This window comes from Methylosinus sp. Ce-a6 (genome assembly GCF_009811655.1).
In the GTDB taxonomy this organism is placed as follows: Bacteria; Pseudomonadota; Alphaproteobacteria; order Rhizobiales; family Beijerinckiaceae; genus Methylosinus.
This window is the reverse complement of the sequence record NZ_BGJX01000009.1, coordinates 85,871-103,950: the sequence shown is the minus strand read 5'-3', so window position 1 is coordinate 103,950 and position 18,080 is coordinate 85,871. Positions and strand designations below refer to the sequence as shown.

Genomic DNA, 18,080 nt, shown 5'->3' with positions numbered 1-18,080 from the left:
ATTGAAGGTTCTCGCCGCCTTCCTCGCCAACACCGTCGCCAATTTCCTCATCGGCCTGCTGGTCGCCAGGTTCCTGGGGCCGGAGGAATACGGCCGCTTCGCCCTCGCCTTCGCGATCGGCGTCGTCATTCAGACGTCCGCCTTCGATTGGATGCGCCTCTCGGCGACGCGCTTTTATTCCACCCGCGTGCGCGAGGCGGAGCCCGCCATACGCTCGACGCTCGATTTCGCCTATCTTTCGACCACGGCGGCGCTCATCCTCTGTGGCGGGCTCTTTTTCTCCCTCGCGCCGCCCGTCGCGCTCGGCGACACGCTCATTGCGCTCGCTCTGGCGACGGCGGCGATCAACGGGCTCTTCGATTATTCCACTGCTCTGCTGCGGGCGCGTTTCGAGGACAAGAGCTACAGCCGCATCGTGCTCGCCAAGAATATTCTGGCGCTGACGCTCACCGGCGGCGGCGCCTTTCTCTTCCATTCGGCGGGAATGGCGATCGCCGGGAGCCTCGCGAGCCTCTTCGGCGCCGTGCTCACCGCGCGCGCCGCGCTGAAGGACCCCGGCGCCTCGCCGCGCGGCGCGCGGCTGGCGACGGCGCGCATGCTCGTCGCCTATAGCGCCCCCATAGTGACGGCGAATATGCTCTATCAATCCGTGCCGCTCGCCGCCCGTGGGCTCGTCGCCGCCTATTACGGCTTCGCCGAGACGGGGCAGTTCTCGCTCGCCTATGATCTCGGCATTCGCGCCATTTACGCGCTCGGCTCGGCGCTGGACGTGCTGCTGTTCCAGATCGCTATCGCCGCCCATGAGCGGCACGGGGCGGAGAAGGGCAAGGAGCAGATCGCCCGCAATATGACGATCGTCGCCGCCTTCCTCCTGCCCGCCTGCGCCGGTATCTGGCTGACGATGCCTTCGATCGAGGAGCTGATCGTGCCGGCGCAGTTCCGCGGACCCTTCGGCCATTATCTCGATCTTCTGCTGCCCGGCCTCTTCGCCATGGGGCTCATCCAATTCGCGGTCAATCCCGTGTTTCAGATCGCGAAGAAGACCGCGCCGCTGATCGGCGCGGCCTCGGTCGCGGTCGTCTCCGGCCTCATATTCGCCCTTCTCATCCCGCGCGGCGCGGACGCCTCGAGCCTGGCGCTCGCCCAATGCGGCGCCTATGTGGCGGCGCTCGCGGCGCTCGTCCTCTTCGCGGCGCGCGCCGCGCCGCAATGGCCGCGCAGGCGCGACATGCTCGGCGCGCTGGCGGCGACGGGAGCGATGATCCTGGCGCTGCGTCCGCTCGCCGGCCTCGAGCCCGGAATTCTCACCCTGCTCCTGCAGGTCGGCGTCGGCGGCCTCGTCTATTGCGCCGCGGTTCTCGCCCTCGACATCGCCGGCCTGCGCGGCCTCGCCTTCTCCTGGGCCAGACCCATCTTGGCCAGAGCTCGGGCCGCGCTATAGTTCCTGCCGCGGGGCCGAGCGAGAATCGTTCGGGCGAATGAAGGGCGGCGGCCGGGGAGAACGCGCGAGATGGTGCTGCCGCTTCACGACGACACGCCGCTTCATTATGTGCGGCGGCCCTATGTCAATTGGGCGCTCATCGCCATCAATATCGCCGTCTTCGTCGGCGTGTTCAGCGAATCCTTCGGCGATCCGCTCACCGTCATTCGTGGCTTCGGCCTCATACCGGCTGTGCTGTTCGGCCGCGCCGAGCTCGCCCCCTGGATCATCACGCCCGGCCCCGATTGGACCTTGCTGACGAGCCTCTTCTTCCATTCGGGGCTCGGCCATCTCGCCGGCAATATGGTGTTCCTCTATGTCTTCGGCGACAATGTCGAGGACGCCATGGGGTCGCTCGGCTATCTCGTCTTCTATCTGCTCTGCGGCGTCTCGGCGGCGATGCTGTTCGCGCTCGGCGCGCCTTCGACCATCACGCCGCTGGTCGGCGCCTCGGGGGCGATCTCGGGCGTCTGCGCCGCCTTCATCCTCATCTATCCGCGCTCGACGATCTTCGGCCTCGTGGCGGGGATCATTCCCGTCCATGCGCCGGCCTCGCTCTTCGTCGGCACCTGGATTCTCTTCCAGCTCTTCAACGCCTTCACCGACGAGCAGGGGCAGGTGGGCTGGTGGGCCCATGTCGGCGGCATATTGGCCGGGCTGATTTTGACGCCCGTGTTCAAACGGCGCGGCGTGCGCTGGTTCGGCCCGCGGCGCTTCGAGGGGCCGTGGGGGTGAGGCGCGTCGGCTCGATATGATGAATCGGCCGACGGATACGAACTGGCGCGCGCGGGTTTGACAGGGCGGCGAGCCGAGGCTACCAGAGCGGCTTCCGAGCATTCCGCGCGCGCCTCGCGCCGCGCGGCGCTAATTCGTTCTCGACGCGGCGCTCGAAAAAGCCGATAGGGGCCTTTCGGCCGCCGGGCGCGATTTTTCGAAACAATCGAGACGAAGGTCAATCTCGCCGGGAGTTGCGCGATGAAGGTTCTCGTGCCCGTGAAACGGGTGGTCGACTACAACGTCAAGATCAGGGTCAAGCCGGACGGTTCGGGCGTCGACGTCGCCAATGTGAAGTTTTCGATGAATCCTTTCGACGAGATCGCCGTCGAGGAGGCCATTCGCCTCAAGGAGGCCGGCAAGGCGACGGAAGTCGTGCTCGCGACCATCGGCCCGGCCAAGGCGGACGAGACGCTGCGCGCCGGAATGGCCATCGGCGCCGACCGCGGCATTCACGTCAAGACCGACGAGCTGGTCGAGCCGCTCGCGGTCGCCAAGATTCTCGCCAAGATCGTCGCCGAGGAGCAGCCCGGCCTCGTCATTCTCGGCAAGCAGGCGATCGACGACGACAGCAATCAGACCGGCCAGATGCTCGCCGCTCTGCTCGGCTGGGGCCAGGGCACTTTCGCCTCCAAGGTGGAGATCGGCGACGGCTCCGTGGATGTGACCCGCGAGGTCGACGGCGGGTTGCAGACGGTGACGTTGAAGCTGCCGGCCGTGGTGACGACGGATCTGCGCCTCAACGAGCCGCGCTACGCCAGCCTGCCGAATATCATCAAGGCGAAGAAGAAAGAGGTCGCGGCCAAGACGCCGGCCGATTACGGCGTCGACATCACGCCGCGCCTCGAAGTGCTGAAGACCGCCGAGCCGCCGGCCCGCAAGGGCGGCATAAAGGTCGGCTCCGTCCCCGAATTGCTGGAAAAGCTCAAGACTGCGGGAGTTCTGTAATCATGACGGCGCTCATCGTCGCGGAAGTCACGGAATCCGCGCTCGCCCCCTCCACCGCCAAGGCGCTGACGGCGGCGCTTCAGCTCGGCGGGCCGGTGCATGTCCTCGTCGTGGGCCAGAATGTCGGCCCGGCGGCCGAGGCCGCCGCCAAGCTCTCGGGCGTCGAGAAGGTGCTCGTCGCCGATGGCGCGGCCTATGGCCATCATCTGGCCGAGCCGCTGGCGGCGCTGATCGTCGGCCTCGCCGGCGCCTATGACGCCATTCTCGCGCCTTCGACCTCCAACTCGAAGAATGTGCTGCCGCGCGTCGCCGCTCTGCTCGACGTGGCGCAGGTGTCGGACATCATCAAGGTCGTCTCCGCCGACACGTTCGAGCGGCCGATCTACGCCGGCAACGCCATTCAGACGGTGCGGTCGAAGGACGCCAAGAAGGTGATCACCGTGCGCACCGCCGCCTTCACGGCGACGGGCGAGGGCGGCGCGGCGGCGATCGAGGCGATCGGCGCCGGCTCCGATCCTTCGGTGTCGAGCTTCAAGAGCGAGGCGTTGGCCAAGTCCGAGCGGCCGGAGCTCACCGCGGCCAAGATCATCGTCTCGGGCGGCCGCGGCCTCGCGAGCGCGGAGAACTTCAAGGAATATATCGAGCCTGTGGCGGGTCGCCTCGGCGCGGCGATCGGCGCCTCGCGCGCGGCGGTCGACGCCGGCTACGCCCCCAATGACCTGCAAGTCGGCCAGACCGGCAAAGTGGTGGCGCCGGACCTCTATGTCGCCGTCGGCATCTCCGGCGCGATCCAGCATCTCGCCGGCATGAAGGACTCCAAGGTCATCGTGGCGATCAACAAGGACGAGGAGGCGCCGATCTTCCAGGTCGCCGACTATGGTCTCGTCGCCGATCTCTTCCCGGCCTTGAAGGAGCTCGACGCCGAGCTCGCCAAGGCCGGACGCTGAGGGGTGGATCGGCGCTCGGGAGCGGGTGATTCTCCCCAGTCTCGGGCGCACCCTACCCCTGCTGCTTTGCAGGCGACCCTCCCCCTGACAAGGGAGGGTGAACACGCCGCTTCGCTGCGGTGCAAAACGCCGGTTTTCACAAAGGCCGAACGCGCGCTATACTGAAGTGGAGGCGGTTCCGCTTCGAGACGCAGCCTCGTTCTTGCTGGTGGTTCGAAAGATGGGCACTGAAATTCGCAAGATCGGCATCGTCGGCGCCGGCCAGATGGGCAAGGGCATCGCCCAGGTCTGCGCGGTCGCGGGTTTCGATGTGGCGCTCAACGACCTCACCGAGCAGCGCATCACCGCCGGCATAGACGATATAGAGGCGCATCTTTCCAAGGCGGTGGAGCGCGGCCAGCTCGACGAGGAGGCCCGCAAGGCCGCGGTCGCGCGCATCCATCCGGCCAAGGACTATGCCGCCTTCGCCGACAGGGACCTCGTCATCGAGGCCGCCACCGAGAATGAAGAGGTCAAGCGCAAGATCCTGACGGATCTCGGCCCGACGCTGCGGCCGGGCGCGCTGATCGGCACCAACACCTCCTCCATCTCGATCACGCGCCTCGCCGCGGTGACGGGACGGCCGGAGCAGTTCATCGGCATTCATTTCATGAATCCGGCGCCGAAGATGCAGCTCGTCGAGGTGATTCGCGGCATCGCCACCGAGGACAAGACCTTCGACGCCGCCAAGCAATTCGTCGGCGAGCTCGGCAAGACTGTGACCGTCTCGGAGGATTTCCCGGCCTTCATCGTCAATCGCATCCTGCTGCCGATGATAAACGAGGCGATCTACACGCTCTATGAGGGCGTCGGCTCGGTGGAGGCGATCGACACCGCCATGCGGCTCGGCGCCAATCATCCGATGGGCCCGCTGCAGCTCGCCGATTTCATCGGCTTGGACGTCTGCCTCTCGGTCATGCAAGTGCTGCACGAGGGGCTCGCCGATTCGAAATACCGCCCCTGTCCGCTGCTGGTGAAATATGTCGAGGCCGGCTGGCTCGGCCGCAAGACGCAGCGCGGCTTCTACGACTATCGCAGCGGCGCCCCCGTCCCGACGCGCTGAGGCGCGCTCGCGTCATCCGAACCGGACTTGCTTCGCCTGCGGCTCGCGACGATGGCGCTACGTCGCCAGCTCAGCCGCGCGATAGCCCGATCTTATCGCCCCCTCTATCGTCGCCGGCAGGCCGGTCGCGGTCCAGTCGCCGGCGAGGAAGAGATTGCGCCAGCGCGTCGTCGCACCGGGTCGGCGCTGCTGCTGCGCCGGCGTCGCGGCGAAGGTGGCGCGTTTCTCCTTCACGATCTGCCAGGGGGGCAGCGCCGCCGGCAGGCCGGCGGCGGCGGCGACCTCGGCCCAGATGCGCTCGGCGAGGCTCTCGCGAGACTCGTCCATCAGCCGGTCGGCGCCGCTGATCGTCACCGAGAGGCGGTCATCGAAAGCGAACAGCCATTCGCTGAGCGAGCCGATCATGCCGATGAGCGGCGGCTGACCGGGCGGCGGCGCGATCTTGAAATGCGCATTCACTATGCCGCGGAAATCGTCCGGCGCGACGAGACCCGGCACGAGCTCCTGCGCCGTCCAGGGCGGAACGGCGAGGACGACTCGATCGCCTTCCGCAAGCGCGATTTTTTCGTCGCCGAAGTCGAGCGCCGCGATGCGATCGCCGCCGAACTCGATTTTTTTCAGCCGCGCGCCGAAACGGGGCGCGGCGCCGCGCGCGGCGAGCGTTGCGAGCGCCGGCTCGATGAAGGCGGTCCCGAGGCCGCGCCGCGCGACCAAGGGACGGCAGGCGGCGCCGCCGGCGGCGAGCGTCTCGCGCAGCACGGCGGCGGCGAGAGCGGCGGACGAATCGCGCGGCTCCGTATTGAGCGCGGAGAGCAGCACCGGGCCCCACAGCCGCTCATAGAGAAGGCCGGAGCATTTCATCGCCTCGCCGATCGTCGCGCCTTTTTTGGCGACGAGAATGCCGAGCGCGCCGAGATAATCTTTCGGCGTCGTCCCGGGGACGCGGCGGTCGCCCGCGAAAATCCACCAGGGCAGGCGCGAGGCGTTGGGTCGCAGCCGCCAGCGCGCGCCGTCGCGCGTGTCGAGGAAATCGAAAACGCACTCCTTCGGCCCCGCCAGCTCGTCGACGGAGCCGATGCGCCGCGCATAATCGAGAGCGGCGGCATTGCCGGAGAGCAGCAGATGATTGCCATTGTCGATCGCGAGATCGAGGCTCGAATCGTAATAGGAGCGGCAGCGGCCGCCCGCCATTCGCGCGGCCTCGTGGAGCGCGACGCCGCGCCCCTCTTCTGTCAGACGAACGGCGCAGGAGAGGCCGGCGAGGCCTGCGCCGACGATATGCGTGGTTCCCGTCACGTCAGCGCGAATCTGAGCAGGGCCAGAAGGATTTTCGTCCGCGAGGCGGAGACCGGCGCGCGCGGCGGCGCGAAGCCGCGCGCCACCAGGCGATCGAGAATGGAGCGATAGGCGGTGGCCATCAGAAAGGGCGCCTTCACCGCCCTCTGCGGCGAGACGCGCATGATGAGCTCCGATTCCGTATAATGCGCGCGCGCGCGCTCCGCGACCGCCGCGCAGACCTCCGGAAGCTTGGGATGCGCCAGCGCCGCCCCGCGCGAGACATCGGTGACGCCCGCAGCCTCCAGAGCCTCGCGCGGCAGATACAGCCGCCCCCGCGCGTCATCCTCGTCGAGATCGCGCAGAATATTGGTGAGCTGCAGCGCGCGGCCCATGTGATAGGCGAGCATGCGCGCCTTGGTGGGCAGCGCGCCGCTCGCGCAGTCGCCCTCGTCGGCGAGGCCGAAGACGCGCACCGACAGCCGCCCTACGGCGCTCGCGACATGATCGCAATAAAGATCGAGCCGATCCCATTCGGGCGCGCGAATATCCTCGACGACATCCATCGCCATGCCGTCGATCACCGCCTCGAAATCGGCGCGGTCGAGGCCGAAGCGGCGCACCGGCCGCGCGAGATCGGCGCAGCGCTGATGCGTGCGGCCGGCATAGAGCGCGTCGAGATCGCGCCGCCAGTCGTCGAGCTGAGAAAGGCGCTGGGCGCGGTCGCCCTCCTCGTCGGCGATGTCGTCGACGGCGCGGCAGAAGCCGTAGATCGCATACATTGCGTCGCGCCGCTCGGGCTCGAGAATGCGCATGGCGAGATAGAAGGAGCTCTTGGCGGCGACTCGCGGCGCCTCCGGCGCGATTGTCTCGAGGCTCATCGTGCGACGCTCGCGGCGGCGGCGCGCGGCCCGACGAGCCGGCGGAGCAGAGCGGCCCCGGCGCCGGCGAGCGCAATTGACACATATTCGCCTTTGGAGGCGTGAACCTTCTCGCAGAGCGGATCGGCGACGAGAAGCCGCGCGGTCAGCGTCTCGGCGAGGCGCTGAATCGCGCCCACCTCCATCGCGAGCCGCGTATCGGCGATGAGATCGGCGAAGGGCGCGCTCTCCTTCAGCAGCTCCTGCGTGCGTTCCGCCAGCGCGCGCAAAGTCGCGGCGAGCTGCGGCGAGGCGCGCTCGGCGGACAGCATCTCCACGCTCGCGCCATGGGCGGCGAGCGCGTCCTGCGGCAAATAGACGCGGTCGAGGCTGCGATAATCCTTCGCGCAGTCCTGCAGATGATTGACGATCTGCAGCGCCGCGCAGAGCGCGTCATTCGGCCCCCAGGTGGCTGCGCGGTCCTCGCCATGGACGTCCAGCACGAAACGGCCGACCGGCATCGCCGAATAGCGGCAATAGTCGATGAGATCGTCAAAGTCGCGATAGCGCAATTGCGTCACGTCGCGGCGGAAGGCGGCGAGCAGATCCTGCGCATGGCGGGGCTCGAGGCCGCGGTCGGCGAGCGCCGCGCGCAGCTTCGCGGCGACGGGAATCTCCTCGCCGGAGCCGAGAAGCGCCGCCTCCAGGCGGTCCAGCATGGCGATCTTCTGCTCGCCCGAGAGCGTCGCATGGTCGGAGATATCGTCCGCCGCGCGCACGAAATCATAGAAGGCGAGGATGGGCGCGCGATGGCGCGGCGCGATGAAGACCGAGGCCACGGGAAAATTCTCGTCCCTATGGCCCTTCCCCGATGCGGCGGCGGCGATGTCGCTCATGTGATCGCTCATCCTCCTCGTCACGGGGCCTGGTAGCGGCCCTTCCAGGCGCCGCCGCGCCCGCGTCCATGCCGCCAAGCGGACAACAGCGTGAACCACGTATAGCAGGCGGCGACCGCGGGCAAGGCGAAGGCGCCGAGCCGGTTGCGTCCGTAAAATCGCAGAGACGGCATATAGGATTGCGCCATCATCAGATAGGCGACGAGGGCGAGATCGGCGGCCGGCTCCGGCGCCGCGAAGGCGAGGATCGGCGGCGCGAGATAGACGATCCCCATCCCGGCGACCGCTCCAGCGAGGCGCCAGGGCGAATAGCCCAATTGCGCATAGGCGGAGCGCGTGACCATCTGCTCTATATCGCGGAAATGCGGATAGGGCCGCAGGCTCCAGGCGTCGTCGGTGAGGCCGAGCCAGATCGGCCCCTGCGCCTTCATGAGCTTGCCGAGCGCGCAATCGTCGATGAGCGCGTCGCGAATCTGCCGCAGCCCGCCCGCCGCCTGCAGCGCCGCGGGACGGACCAGCATCACGCCGCCCGCCGCCGCCGCGACCGGGCTCTTCGGATCGTTCACGCGAGGGAAGGGATAGAGCATCTGGAAGAAGAAGACGAAGGCCGGCACGAACCAGCGCTCCGCGAGGCTCTCGCAGCGCAGCTTGACCATGAGCGAGGAGAGCACGGTTCCCCGCGCGGCCGCGCCGGCGACGAGCCGCTCGACGAGGCCGGGCGCGAAGGCGATGTCGGCGTCGCAGAACAGCACGAAATCGGGCGAGACGCCGGAGGTGAGGATATGGGCGAAGCCGCGGTCCATGGCCGCGAGCTTGCCGGTCCAGCCCTGCGCGGGGCGGCCCCGGAGCACGGTGAGGCGATCCGCGGCTCCCTCCTCACGGGCGCAGGCGCGGGCGACCTCCGCCGTGCCGTCGGAGCTCTCGTCGTCGACGAGGACGATCTCGAGCCGGCCGGAAAACTCTTGCCGGAACAGCGATCTCAGGCCGATGGAGACGACATCGGCCTCGTCGCGCGCCGGAATGACGGCGACGACGCGGGCGCCCCGCGGAACGGCGGCGCCCTCGGGGACGAATCGGCGGTCATGCTCGGAGAGGCGCCAGAAGCCGCCATTGCCGAGGAGGAGATAGAGCCAGACGAGGAGGCCGGCGCCTCCGAGGATAATCGCGATCATCTTCCAAGGGCTCGCGTCGCCGGGCATATCCCGGGACGATGTGACGGGGGCTCGGCCATAGCATCGCCGCGGCCGCGAGGCCAGCGTGCAGGGTCCGCGGGGCTCCCGAGGGTGATCGGGTGAAGCTTCCCTCATGCTGAGGAGGCCTCGAAGAGGCCGTCTCGAAGCGCGAGGGAAGCTTCATGCCCCGCCTTCTGGAACTCGGCCTCGTGCTTTTGAGACGGCGGCTCCGGCGCCTTCTCGGCATGAGGGCGAGAGTGATTGCCCTTCACCCGACGTCTTGTGGGACTCGGCCCCCGGGCTTGCGCCCAATCCCGGCTTCCAGGCGCCGGCGCCGACGGGATTTTCCCCGGAAATGGCCGATGGCGGCTTCTCTTCTATCTGGAACAGGCGTATATCGCCGCGCCGGCGCGCCGCGCCTTCGATGTCTTTCGAGGAAATCTCCATGGATCCCAAAGTGGCGCGTGACGCGGCGGGTTCTTCCTCTCGAAACGACACGGAGGGGCCGGCGGCGACGCAGCCGGTCTCCCATGCGGAGGGCCACGGCTCGCCGAATGTCGCCGCGCTCATCGTCGGCTCGATCGGCGTCGTCTATGGCGACATCGGCACCAGCCCGCTCTATGCGCTGCGCGAGTCGCTCGCCCACGCCAAATCCGGCGGCCTCGGCGAGGAGGTGGTCATCGGGACGATCTCGCTGCTGATTTTCGCGCTGATCTTCACGGTGACGGCGAAATATGTGTTCTTCCTGATGCGCGCCGACAACCGCGGCGAGGGCGGCATTCTCTCGCTGATGGCGTTGGCGCAGAACGCATTGGGACGGCGCGCGACGCCGGTCTTCCTGCTCGGCGTCGCCGGCGCGGCGCTGTTCTCGGGCGACGCCATCATCACCCCGGCGATCTCCGTGCTCTCGGCGGTCGAGGGCCTCGCGATCGTCAATCCGAAATTCGGCGAGTTCGTCTTTCCCATCACAGTGGCGATCCTCGTCTCGCTGTTCTGGGGCCAGAGCCATGGCACGGCGCGCGTGGCCGCGCTGTTCGGCCCGGTGATGGCGATCTTCTTCATCGTGATGGCCGTGCTCGGCGCCTCCCATATCGGCGACGCGCCGCAGGTGCTGCGCGCCTTCGATCCGCGCCATGGCTTCGCCTTCCTGCTCACCCATGGCTGGGTCGGCTTCGCCGTGCTCGGCTCGGTCTTCCTCGTCGTGACCGGCGCGGAGGCGCTCTACGCCGATATGGGCCATTTCGGCCGCGCGCCGATCCAGATCGCCTGGATCTTCTTCGTTCTGCCGGCGCTCTTCCTCAACTATCTCGGCCAGGGCGCGCTGATCCTCGCCGACCCCGAGGCGATCGAGAATCCTTTCTTCCTGCTGGCGCCGGAATGGGCGCTGCTGCCGCTCGTCATCCTCTCCACCGTGGCGACCGTCATCGCCAGCCAGGCGGTGATCACCGGCGCCTTCTCCATCGTGCGCCAGGCCATTCAGCTCGGCCTGCTGCCGCGCCTCGAGATCACCCATACCTCGGCCACCCAGGAGGGGCAGATCTATATCGGCCGCGTCAACCGGCTGCTGCTCATCGGCGTGCTGGTTCTGGTCACGACCTTCAAGAGCTCGAGCGCGCTCGCCTCGGCCTATGGCATCGCCGTCACCGGCACGATGGTGACGACGACGGCGCTCGCCTTCATCGTGGTGTGGCGCAAATGGCGCTGGCCGCTGTGGGCGGCGGCGCTGTTCATCCTCGCCTTTCTCACCGTCGATCTCACCTTCCTCGCGGCCAATCTCATGAAGGTCGTCGAGGGCGGCTGGGTTCCGCTGCTGCTCGGCGGCTGCTCCATGGTGGTGATGTGGACCTGGGTGCGCGGCACGTCGCTGCTCGCCGAGAAGACGCATCGCGATTCGATCCCGATCTGCGATCTCATCGCCATGCTGGAGAAATCCAAGCCGACGCGCGTGCCAGGCACGGCGATCTTTCTGACGAGCGATCCCAATGTCGCGCCCACCGCCCTGCTGCATAATCTCAAGCACAATAAGGTGCTGCACGAGCGCGTGCTGGTCATTTGCGTGAACACGGAGGACACGCCGCGCGTGCCGCTCGAAAAGCGATTCGAGATCGAGAAGCTGTCGCATGATTTCATCCGCGCGACGCTCCACTATGGCTTCATGGAGAGCCCGCGCGTGCCGGCCGCCCTCGCCGCCATGCGCAAGGCCGGCGTCAAATACGACATCATGACGACGTCCTTCTTCCTCGGCCGGCGCTCGATCAAGGAGAGCCCGGCTTCCGAAATGCCGGCCTGGCAGGACAAGCTCTATGTCGCGCTGACGAAGCAATCGGCCAACGCCACCGACTTCTTCTCCATTCCGACCGACCGCGTGGTGGAGCTCGGCGCGCAGCTCACGATCTGAAGCGCTTTCACACTCTCCCGCTCCGTCATCGCGAGGAGCGCGGCGATGAAGCGATCCAGGGGCCGCCCCGCGGCTCTGGATCGCGTCGCTACGCTCGCGATGACGGGCGGATCGAAGCCGAGAACGAGCGCGGGCTCGGGCGCGATCTACGTGATTTCCCGAATTTGCTCTTCGCCCTCTCATTCCCGAGAATCGTGGACGCGAGAGAGTCGCGCGCGTGGCGTCGGAGCGCATCGCCTTCCGCATGCGTCGACGAGCGGGAGAATGTCCGATGGCCAATCCGAATTTCGACGATATTCGCGAGCTCGGCAAATATCAGCTCGACGCCTTCAACTCCGCCACCAGCTCGACCGCCAAGGGCCTGCGCGCCATTGCGGCGGAGGCGACCGACTATTCCAAGCAATCGCTCGACAACAGCCGCGCCTATTTCGAGAGGCTGCTGCGCGTGCAGAAGATCGACGACATCGTGCAATTGCAGTCGGACTTCTACCGCAACGCCTATGGCGATTTCTTCGCCCGCGCCTCGCGTGTCGGCGAGCTCTGCTCCAATCTCGCCAAGGAGGCCCTCGTCTCCGTCCAGAGCGTGAATGAGCAGGCGGCGAAAGCGGCGACGGAGGCGACCAGCAAGATCGTCGCCGACATCGGCGAGCAGACCGAGAAATTGGCCGCCAGGGCGCGCGAGGCTGGAAGCAAGAGCGAACATTAGAAGCCGCGTCTCCTTCTCCCGCCATTGGGAGAAGGGGTCGACCTATATTCGACGCCGCCTCTACCTTCGCCGATCCCGCGCGGCGCCCTTGCGCCGGGCGGCGAGTTTTGCCACATAGGGCGCGGGAGGTTGGCGGTGGACGCTCCACTCGCCAACCGGGTCAGGTCCGGAAGGAAGCAGCCCTAACGAGTTCCGGGCGGGTCTTCGTCCAGCCTCCCACTTTTTCACGCCGCCGCCCCGGCGCCGACCGACGGGGCCTCCTTCGGGGCGACGAGCGAGATCTTCCTTCGGGCGACGAGCGAGACTTTCCTTCGGGCGACGAGATGGACGACGAGCATTCGCGCGATGCGCCATCCGACGCCCTGTTTCCGGCCGAGCCGCAGCCGGGACGCGAAGGGCAGGCCGCCTATCGCGTGCTGGCGCGCAAATATCGCCCCTCCGGCTTTGCCGATCTCATCGGCCAGGAGCCGATGGTGCGCACGCTCGAGAACGCCTTCGAGCTGAACCGCATCCATCAGGCCTATCTCTTGACCGGCGTGCGCGGCGTCGGCAAGACGACGACGGCGCGCATTCTCGCCCGCGCCTTCAATTACGAGCTGCCCGCCAAAGACGGCCGCCCCGCCGTCGACCGCCCGACGATCCATATGGACGCGCTCGGCGCGCATTGTCAGGCGATCATCGATTCGCGCCATCCGGACGTGCTGGAGATGGACGCCGCCTCGCATACGGGCATAGACGATATTCGCGAAATCATCGAGAACGCCCGCTATCGGCCGGTGATGGCGCGGGTGAAGGTCTATATCATCGACGAAGTGCACATGCTCTCCAAGGCCGCCTTCAACGGCCTGCTGAAGACTCTGGAAGAGCCGCCGGAGCATGTGAAATTCATCTTCGCGACGACGGAGATCGACAAGGTTCCGGTCACCGTGCGCTCGCGCTGCCAGCGCTTCGATCTGCGCCGCATCGACGCCGGACTCCTCGCCGCGCATCTGCGCAAGATCTGCGATCTCGAGGGCGTCGCGATAGAGGACGAGGCGCTCGCCATGGTCGCCCGCGCCGCCGAGGGCTCGGCGCGCGACGCGCTGTCGCTGCTCGATCAGGCGATCGCCCATGGCGCTTCGGGCGGCGGCGCGATCGCGGCGGAAGATTTGCGCCTCATGCTCGGCGTCGCCGACAAATCGCGCGTCATCGATCTCTTCGAGGCGGCGATGAAGGGCGAGATCAGGGCGGCCATCGCACTGCTGCAGGATCAATATGACGGCGGCGCGGATCCGGCGCAGGTGCTGCTGGAGCTCGCCGAATTCACCCATCTCGTCACGCGGCTGAAGCTCGCGCCGGACGCCGCGCAATCCAGCGCCTTGACCGAGGAGGAGCGCCGCCGCGGCGGCGAGGCGGCGGAAAAGCTCGCCCTTTCCGTGCTGACGCGCGCCTGGCAAATATTGCTGAAAGGCGTCGAGGAGCTGCGCGGCTCGCCGCGCCCGCTCGCCAGCGCCGATATGGTGCTGGTGCGGCTGACCCACGCCGCCGACATGCCCTCGCCGGAGGAGGCGCTGCGGCGGCTCGGCTTCGGCCAGGGGGCCGGCGCGCCGCGTCCGGCGCCGGGCGCCGCCGCTCCGGCCGAGCGCGCCCCCATCGCTCTCGCGCCCGCCCCGCGTCCCGTGCCTCCGCCCGCGAGCGCGCCGCGCGCCTCCGCCGCTCCGCGCCGCGAACCGGAGCCCTCGGTGCCGCCGGCCGGCGTGAAAATCTCCGATTTTCGCGCGCTCGTCGCCCTGGCCGGCGAAAAGCGCGACATACAATTGAAGATCGCGCTCGAATCGGAAGTGCGGCTCGTGCGCTTCGAGCAAGGGCGCATCGAATTCGAGCTCGCCCCCAAAGGCTCGACGCGGCTGCCGCAGCTTCTGATGCAGAAGCTGCAGGACTGGACCGGGACGCGCTGGCTGGTGGCGCTCGCGCCTTCAGGCGGCGCGCCGACGCTGCGCGAGCAGGCCGAGGTCCGCGAGAACGAGAAGCGCTCTGGCGTCGAGGCCGATCCGCTCGTGGCGAGCATAATGGCGCGTTTTCCGGGCGCGGAGATCGTCGCCGTGCGCGGCAAGGAGACGGAGCAGAGCGCCGCCGTGGGCGCCGAATTGGCTTATGACGACGAGGAGGCCGATGACGCGTGAGGCGTCGTCGCGCGAGGAGAAGAACATGCTCGATTTCATGGGACTGATGAAGCAGGCGCAAGCCATGCAGACGAAAATGGCCGAGCTGCAGACCGAGCTCGATCAGACTCTGGTCGAGGGCGAGGCCGGCGGCGGCCTGGTGAAAGTGACGATGACCGCCAAGGGCGCGCTGCAGCGTCTCGCCATCGATCCGAGCCTGTTGAAGCCGGAGGAGAGCGACATTCTCGAGGATCTGATCGTCACCGCCCATGCGCAGGCCCGCGCCAAGGCGGAAGAGACGCTCGCCGAGAAGATGAAGCAAGTGACCGGCGGGCTGCAGCTGCCGCCGGGACTGAAGCTGCCGTTTTGATAGAGGTGAGTGGTGAGTGGTGAGTCGGACGAGCCGAACGCCTACTCCTTTTCACTACTCACCACTCACCACTCACCACTCACTACTCACTACTCACCAGGCTCCGCCATTGGCCGAACGCATCGCCGGACCCGAGATCGAGCGCCTCGTGCAATTGCTGGCGCGGCTGCCTGGACTCGGGCCGCGCTCGGCTCGGCGCGCCGTGCTGCATCTCATCCGCAAGCGCGAGGAATTGCTCGGGCCGCTCGGCGAGGCCATGCGCGTCGCCCATGAGCGCATTCTCACCTGCGGAACCTGCGGCAATATCGACACCAGCGATCCTTGCTCGATCTGCCGCGACGCGCGGCGCGACGCCGGCATTCTGGTCATTGTCGAGACGGTGGCCGATCTCTGGGCGCTGGAGCGCGCCGGGCTCCTCGCCGCGCGCTATCACGTGCTCGGCGGCGTGCTGTCGCCATTGGACGGCGTCGGCCCGAGCGAGCTCAACATAGCGAGCCTGGTGCAGCGCGTGAGCGAGGGCTCCGTGCGCGAGGCGATCATCGCGGTGAACGCCACTGTCGACGGCCAGACGACCGCCCATTATCTCGCCGATCTTCTGGCTCCGCTCGGCGTCGCGACGACGCGCCTCGCCCATGGCGTGCCGGTCGGCGGCGAGCTCGACTATCTCGACGAAGGCACGCTCGCCGCCGCGCTCGAGCGCCGCACGGCGTTCTAGAGTCGATTGTTTTTGACGCGTTTCCAACGCCGAACCGGCGTCCGCTTCGGCCAGAAATGCTCTGATTCGGGAAATTCTCCCACGTGGAGGCGGGACGGGCTCCATCGTGGCCGGCGACGGCGAGTCTCATCTTCGGCGACGAACCGAGAAGAGGAGCCGTCAGATGAAACGCCTCATATGGATTGCCGCCTGCCTACTCGTGGCGAGCGCCTGTGCAATGACGCCAGCGCTCGCCACGGCATCCGAACGTCCTCGGAAGATCGCCGTTTTCGATCTCGAGCTCGACGACTTCAGCGCCGGAGGCCCGCTCGCCGGCGAGAGCCCCGCCGAGACGAAGCGTCTCGCCGAGATGACGCGCCTCGCGCGTGATCTGCTCGCCGCCTCCGGCCTTTTCGAGATCGTCGACGTCGCCGCAGCGAAAGACCCGATGGTCGAAACGCATCGGCTGCGCAAATGCAACGGATGCGACGCCGATGTCGCGCGCGGGCTCGGCGCGGAGCTCTCCTTCGTCGGCTTCTTTCGCAAGGTGAGCGTCATGGTGCAGTCGCTCGTATTTTACATACGCGACACGAAGAGCGGCGCGCTCGTCGATATTTCGCAGACAGATTTTCGCGGAGAGACAGACGAATCCTGGCGGCGCGCGCTTACCTGGCTCATACGGCACAGGCTCGTCGAGCGGGATCTGGCGCGGCGCGGCGGCGTGGCCCCAGAATAAAAAACCGGGTCGCCGGCGCGCCTGGGGAGGGATTGCGCCGACGACCCGTAGTCGGGCCAAGTCGAGGATAAGCGAGGGAAGCGCGAAAAAATTCGGGATCGAAAGTCGGGGATCGGCATGGTCTTTCCGTGTTTCATTGAAACACGGAAAGACCCATTGGCTTTTGTTTCGACGCGTTTCCGGACGCCGAACCGGCGTCCACTTCGGTTGGAAACGCTTGTCTTATGATTTTTTCTAGGGCGCCGAAGCGGTTCTCGCGCCGCCGGTCGGCGCCTCGGACACCAGCGCCACTTTGGAGTAGCCGGCGGAATTGATCGCGCCCATGGCCTCGACGACGCGCCCATAGGGCACGGTCTTGTCGGCGCGCACATGGATGCGGCGATCCTTGTTGTTCTCGCCGCCCTCGCTCAGCGCGGCGAGCAGCCCTTCCGCCGGCACCTCGCGCTTGTCGACGAAGAACCCGCCGCCGGCGTCGACGCTGACGACGATCGGCGGCTTCTGATCGTTGAGCTGCTTGGCCTGCACTTTCGGCAGATCGACAGGGATTCCAGAGGTCATCAGCGGCGCGGCGACCATGAAGACGATCAGCAGCACCAGCATCACATCGACGAGCGGCGTGACATTGATATCGGCGATCGGCTGCGAGTCGAATTCCGAATCGTGCTTACGCAACGCGAAGGCCATGACGCTCTCCCTTGCGCGACAAATGACGGGACAATTCCACTTCGAAGACGCCGATGAAAGCGGTCACGCGCTTGCCGTAGGCGCCGATGTCGCCGCTGATGCGGTTGTAGAAGATGACGGCCGGAATGGCGGCGACGAGGCCGAGCGCCGTCGCGAACAGCGCCTCCGCGATGCCCGGCGCCACCACGGCGAGGCTGGTGTTGTTGGAGGCGGCGATGCCTTGGAAGGAATTCATGATGCCCCACACCGTGCCGAACAGGCCGACGAAGGGCGCGACGGCGCCGATCGTCGCGAGCGCCGGCAGACGTTGCTGGAGCTGATCGAGCGCCGCGGCGCTCGCCAGCACGGAGACGCGATGCACGCGCTCCTGCAGCGCGTCGCGCTGCGATTCGCTCGCGACGAGATCGGATGAGCGCTGATATTCTTCGACCGCGGCTTTGTAGACCTGCGCCAGCGGATCATTGGCCGGCGCGGCGAGGAAGGCGGGCGCCACTTCCGTCACCGGAAGATCGTTCTGGACGCTCTCGATGAGAGCGCCGGCGCGCCGATGCAGCAGCGCGAGCCGAATGAGCTTTTCGGCGATCACGCCCCAACCCCAGGCGGAGGCCAGCAGCAGCAGGACGATGACGGTCTTGACGATCGCATCCGCCTGCAGAAAGAGCTCGATCGGCGAGAGGGCGTGGGCGACGGCGGCGGAGGCCGCGCCGATTGCTGGATCACTCATCTTGGTCTTCGTCCTTTGTCGGCCAGAGAGAACGGGGATGCGGCGAGACCCTCGCCGCGGCATTCGTCGAAGGAGTGCTGGTCATCTTTGTCGATGACAGTGACGCTGTTCTGGCCCCCTCCCTCACCCTCCCCCGCTGCGCGGGAGCGGGGGGCGTCGACGTTTCGCGAAGC

Annotated in this window: 17 protein-coding genes and 1 other RNA gene; 12 read left to right on the top strand and 6 right to left on the bottom strand. The window is 67.3% G+C overall.

Annotated elements, in window-relative coordinates; genetic code table 11:
* Window position 1: 1 nt before the first annotated feature.
* From Mspo_RS08475 to Mspo_RS08455, 5 genes are all read left to right on the top strand, one after another.
* Window positions 2–1,441: a lipopolysaccharide biosynthesis protein gene (locus Mspo_RS08475; RefSeq protein ID WP_159728737.1), complete on the top strand. Its 1,440-nt coding sequence runs from the start codon at window positions 2–4 to the stop codon at window positions 1,439–1,441.
* 69 nt (window positions 1,442–1,510) lie between these two features.
* On the top strand, window positions 1,511–2,215 hold the full coding sequence (locus tag Mspo_RS08470) for a rhomboid family intramembrane serine protease (protein ID WP_159728735.1): 705 nt from the start codon (window positions 1,511–1,513) through the stop codon (window positions 2,213–2,215).
* 240 nt (window positions 2,216–2,455) lie between these two features.
* Complete coding sequence (locus Mspo_RS08465; protein WP_159728733.1) at window positions 2,456–3,202, top strand: electron transfer flavoprotein subunit beta/FixA family protein; 747 nt, start codon at window positions 2,456–2,458, stop codon at window positions 3,200–3,202.
* A 2-nt stretch (window positions 3,203–3,204) separates the two neighbouring features.
* The gene (locus Mspo_RS08460; protein WP_159728732.1) at window positions 3,205–4,149 is read left to right on the top strand and encodes an electron transfer flavoprotein subunit alpha/FixB family protein; all 945 of its coding nucleotides are present in this window, start codon (window positions 3,205–3,207) and stop codon (window positions 4,147–4,149) included.
* 220 nt (window positions 4,150–4,369) lie between these two features.
* On the top strand, window positions 4,370–5,251 hold the full coding sequence (locus Mspo_RS08455; RefSeq protein ID WP_159728730.1) for a 3-hydroxybutyryl-CoA dehydrogenase: 882 nt from the start codon (window positions 4,370–4,372) through the stop codon (window positions 5,249–5,251).
* 57 nt (window positions 5,252–5,308) lie between these two features.
* On the opposite strand, the gene hpnE is transcribed toward Mspo_RS08455, so the two are convergent.
* From hpnE to Mspo_RS08435, 4 genes are read right to left on the bottom strand one after another with little or no spacing between them, the layout of a single operon-like run.
* Complete coding sequence (hpnE, locus tag Mspo_RS08450; protein WP_159728728.1) at window positions 5,309–6,547, bottom strand: hydroxysqualene dehydroxylase HpnE; 1,239 nt, start codon at window positions 6,545–6,547, stop codon at window positions 5,309–5,311.
* Entirely contained in the window at window positions 6,544–7,407 is an 864-nt protein-coding gene (gene hpnD, locus Mspo_RS08445; protein ID WP_159728726.1) for a presqualene diphosphate synthase HpnD, read from the bottom strand. The genes hpnE and hpnD overlap by 4 nt, the downstream gene beginning before the upstream one ends.
* Complete coding sequence (gene hpnC, locus Mspo_RS08440) at window positions 7,404–8,282, bottom strand: squalene synthase HpnC (protein ID WP_159728724.1); 879 nt, start codon at window positions 8,280–8,282, stop codon at window positions 7,404–7,406. Before hpnC ends, hpnD begins: the two co-directional genes overlap by 4 nt.
* A 20-nt stretch (window positions 8,283–8,302) precedes the next feature.
* Window positions 8,303–9,454, bottom strand: a complete 1,152-nt coding sequence (locus Mspo_RS08435) for a glycosyltransferase (protein WP_159728722.1) — start codon at window positions 9,452–9,454, stop codon at window positions 8,303–8,305.
* A gap of 445 nt (window positions 9,455–9,899) precedes the next feature.
* Here Mspo_RS08435 and Mspo_RS08430 point away from each other — a divergent pair, with 445 nt between their 5' ends.
* The 7 genes from Mspo_RS08430 to Mspo_RS08400 all read left to right on the top strand — a co-directional run bounded on the left by Mspo_RS08430 (window position 9,900) and on the right by Mspo_RS08400 (window position 16,499).
* On the top strand, window positions 9,900–11,852 hold the full coding sequence (locus Mspo_RS08430; RefSeq protein ID WP_244613251.1) for a potassium transporter Kup: 1,953 nt from the start codon (window positions 9,900–9,902) through the stop codon (window positions 11,850–11,852).
* Window positions 11,853–12,123: 271 nt separating this feature from the next.
* Entirely contained in the window at window positions 12,124–12,558 is a 435-nt protein-coding gene (locus Mspo_RS08425; RefSeq protein WP_159728718.1) for a phasin family protein, read from the top strand.
* Window positions 12,559–12,681: 123 nt separating this feature from the next.
* Window positions 12,682–12,779, top strand: an RNA gene (gene ffs, locus Mspo_RS08420) — signal recognition particle sRNA small type.
* A gap of 102 nt (window positions 12,780–12,881) precedes the next feature.
* Complete coding sequence (locus tag Mspo_RS08415; RefSeq protein WP_159728716.1) at window positions 12,882–14,720, top strand: DNA polymerase III subunit gamma/tau; 1,839 nt, start codon at window positions 12,882–12,884, stop codon at window positions 14,718–14,720.
* Between the two features lie 25 nt (window positions 14,721–14,745).
* Window positions 14,746–15,069 (top strand): YbaB/EbfC family nucleoid-associated protein, encoded by a 324-nt coding sequence (locus Mspo_RS08410; RefSeq protein ID WP_159728790.1) that lies wholly within the window; start codon window positions 14,746–14,748, stop codon window positions 15,067–15,069.
* A gap of 109 nt (window positions 15,070–15,178) precedes the next feature.
* Window positions 15,179–15,784 (top strand): recombination mediator RecR, encoded by a 606-nt coding sequence (recR, locus tag Mspo_RS08405; protein ID WP_159728714.1) that lies wholly within the window; start codon window positions 15,179–15,181, stop codon window positions 15,782–15,784.
* Between the two features lie 163 nt (window positions 15,785–15,947).
* Window positions 15,948–16,499, top strand: coding sequence for a DUF3280 domain-containing protein (locus Mspo_RS08400; protein WP_159728712.1), 552 nt, complete (start codon window positions 15,948–15,950; stop codon window positions 16,497–16,499).
* 234 nt (window positions 16,500–16,733) lie between these two features.
* Here Mspo_RS08400 and tolR read toward each other — a convergent pair whose 3' ends face one another.
* Window positions 16,734–17,183, bottom strand: a complete 450-nt coding sequence (gene tolR, locus Mspo_RS08395) for a protein TolR (RefSeq protein ID WP_159728710.1) — start codon at window positions 17,181–17,183, stop codon at window positions 16,734–16,736.
* A complete protein-coding gene (locus tag Mspo_RS08390) occupies window positions 17,164–17,907 on the bottom strand; it encodes a MotA/TolQ/ExbB proton channel family protein (RefSeq protein ID WP_159728708.1) in 744 nt (247 codons plus the stop codon). The genes tolR and Mspo_RS08390 overlap by 20 nt, the downstream gene beginning before the upstream one ends.
* Window positions 17,908–18,080 lie beyond the last annotated feature (173 nt).

What these genes read in the sequence shown, in the direction of transcription:
- Mspo_RS08415 (WP_159728716.1), top strand. Translation starts at nt 12,882, where the DNA reads ATGGACGACGAGCATTCGCGCGATGCGCCATCCGACGCCCTGTTTCCG.
- Mspo_RS08455 (WP_159728730.1), top strand. Translation starts at nt 4,370, where the DNA reads ATGGGCACTGAAATTCGCAAGATCGGCATCGTCGGCGCCGGCCAGATG.
- Mspo_RS08425 (WP_159728718.1), top strand. Translation starts at nt 12,124, where the DNA reads ATGGCCAATCCGAATTTCGACGATATTCGCGAGCTCGGCAAATATCAG.
- Mspo_RS08400 (WP_159728712.1), top strand. Translation starts at nt 15,948, where the DNA reads ATGAAACGCCTCATATGGATTGCCGCCTGCCTACTCGTGGCGAGCGCC.
- Mspo_RS08390 (WP_159728708.1), bottom strand. Translation starts at nt 17,907, where the DNA reads ATGAGTGATCCAGCAATCGGCGCGGCCTCCGCCGCCGTCGCCCACGCC.
- Mspo_RS08435 (WP_159728722.1), bottom strand. Translation starts at nt 9,454, where the DNA reads ATGATCGCGATTATCCTCGGAGGCGCCGGCCTCCTCGTCTGGCTCTAT.
- Mspo_RS08460 (WP_159728732.1), top strand. Translation starts at nt 3,205, where the DNA reads ATGACGGCGCTCATCGTCGCGGAAGTCACGGAATCCGCGCTCGCCCCC.
- Mspo_RS08410 (WP_159728790.1), top strand. Translation starts at nt 14,746, where the DNA reads ATGCTCGATTTCATGGGACTGATGAAGCAGGCGCAAGCCATGCAGACG.
- tolR (WP_159728710.1), bottom strand. Translation starts at nt 17,183, where the DNA reads ATGGCCTTCGCGTTGCGTAAGCACGATTCGGAATTCGACTCGCAGCCG.
- Mspo_RS08470 (WP_159728735.1), top strand. Translation starts at nt 1,511, where the DNA reads ATGGTGCTGCCGCTTCACGACGACACGCCGCTTCATTATGTGCGGCGG.
- hpnD (WP_159728726.1), bottom strand. Translation starts at nt 7,407, where the DNA reads ATGAGCCTCGAGACAATCGCGCCGGAGGCGCCGCGAGTCGCCGCCAAG.
- Mspo_RS08465 (WP_159728733.1), top strand. Translation starts at nt 2,456, where the DNA reads ATGAAGGTTCTCGTGCCCGTGAAACGGGTGGTCGACTACAACGTCAAG.
- Mspo_RS08430 (WP_244613251.1), top strand. Translation starts at nt 9,900, where the DNA reads ATGGATCCCAAAGTGGCGCGTGACGCGGCGGGTTCTTCCTCTCGAAAC.
- hpnC (WP_159728724.1), bottom strand. Translation starts at nt 8,282, where the DNA reads ATGAGCGACATCGCCGCCGCCGCATCGGGGAAGGGCCATAGGGACGAG.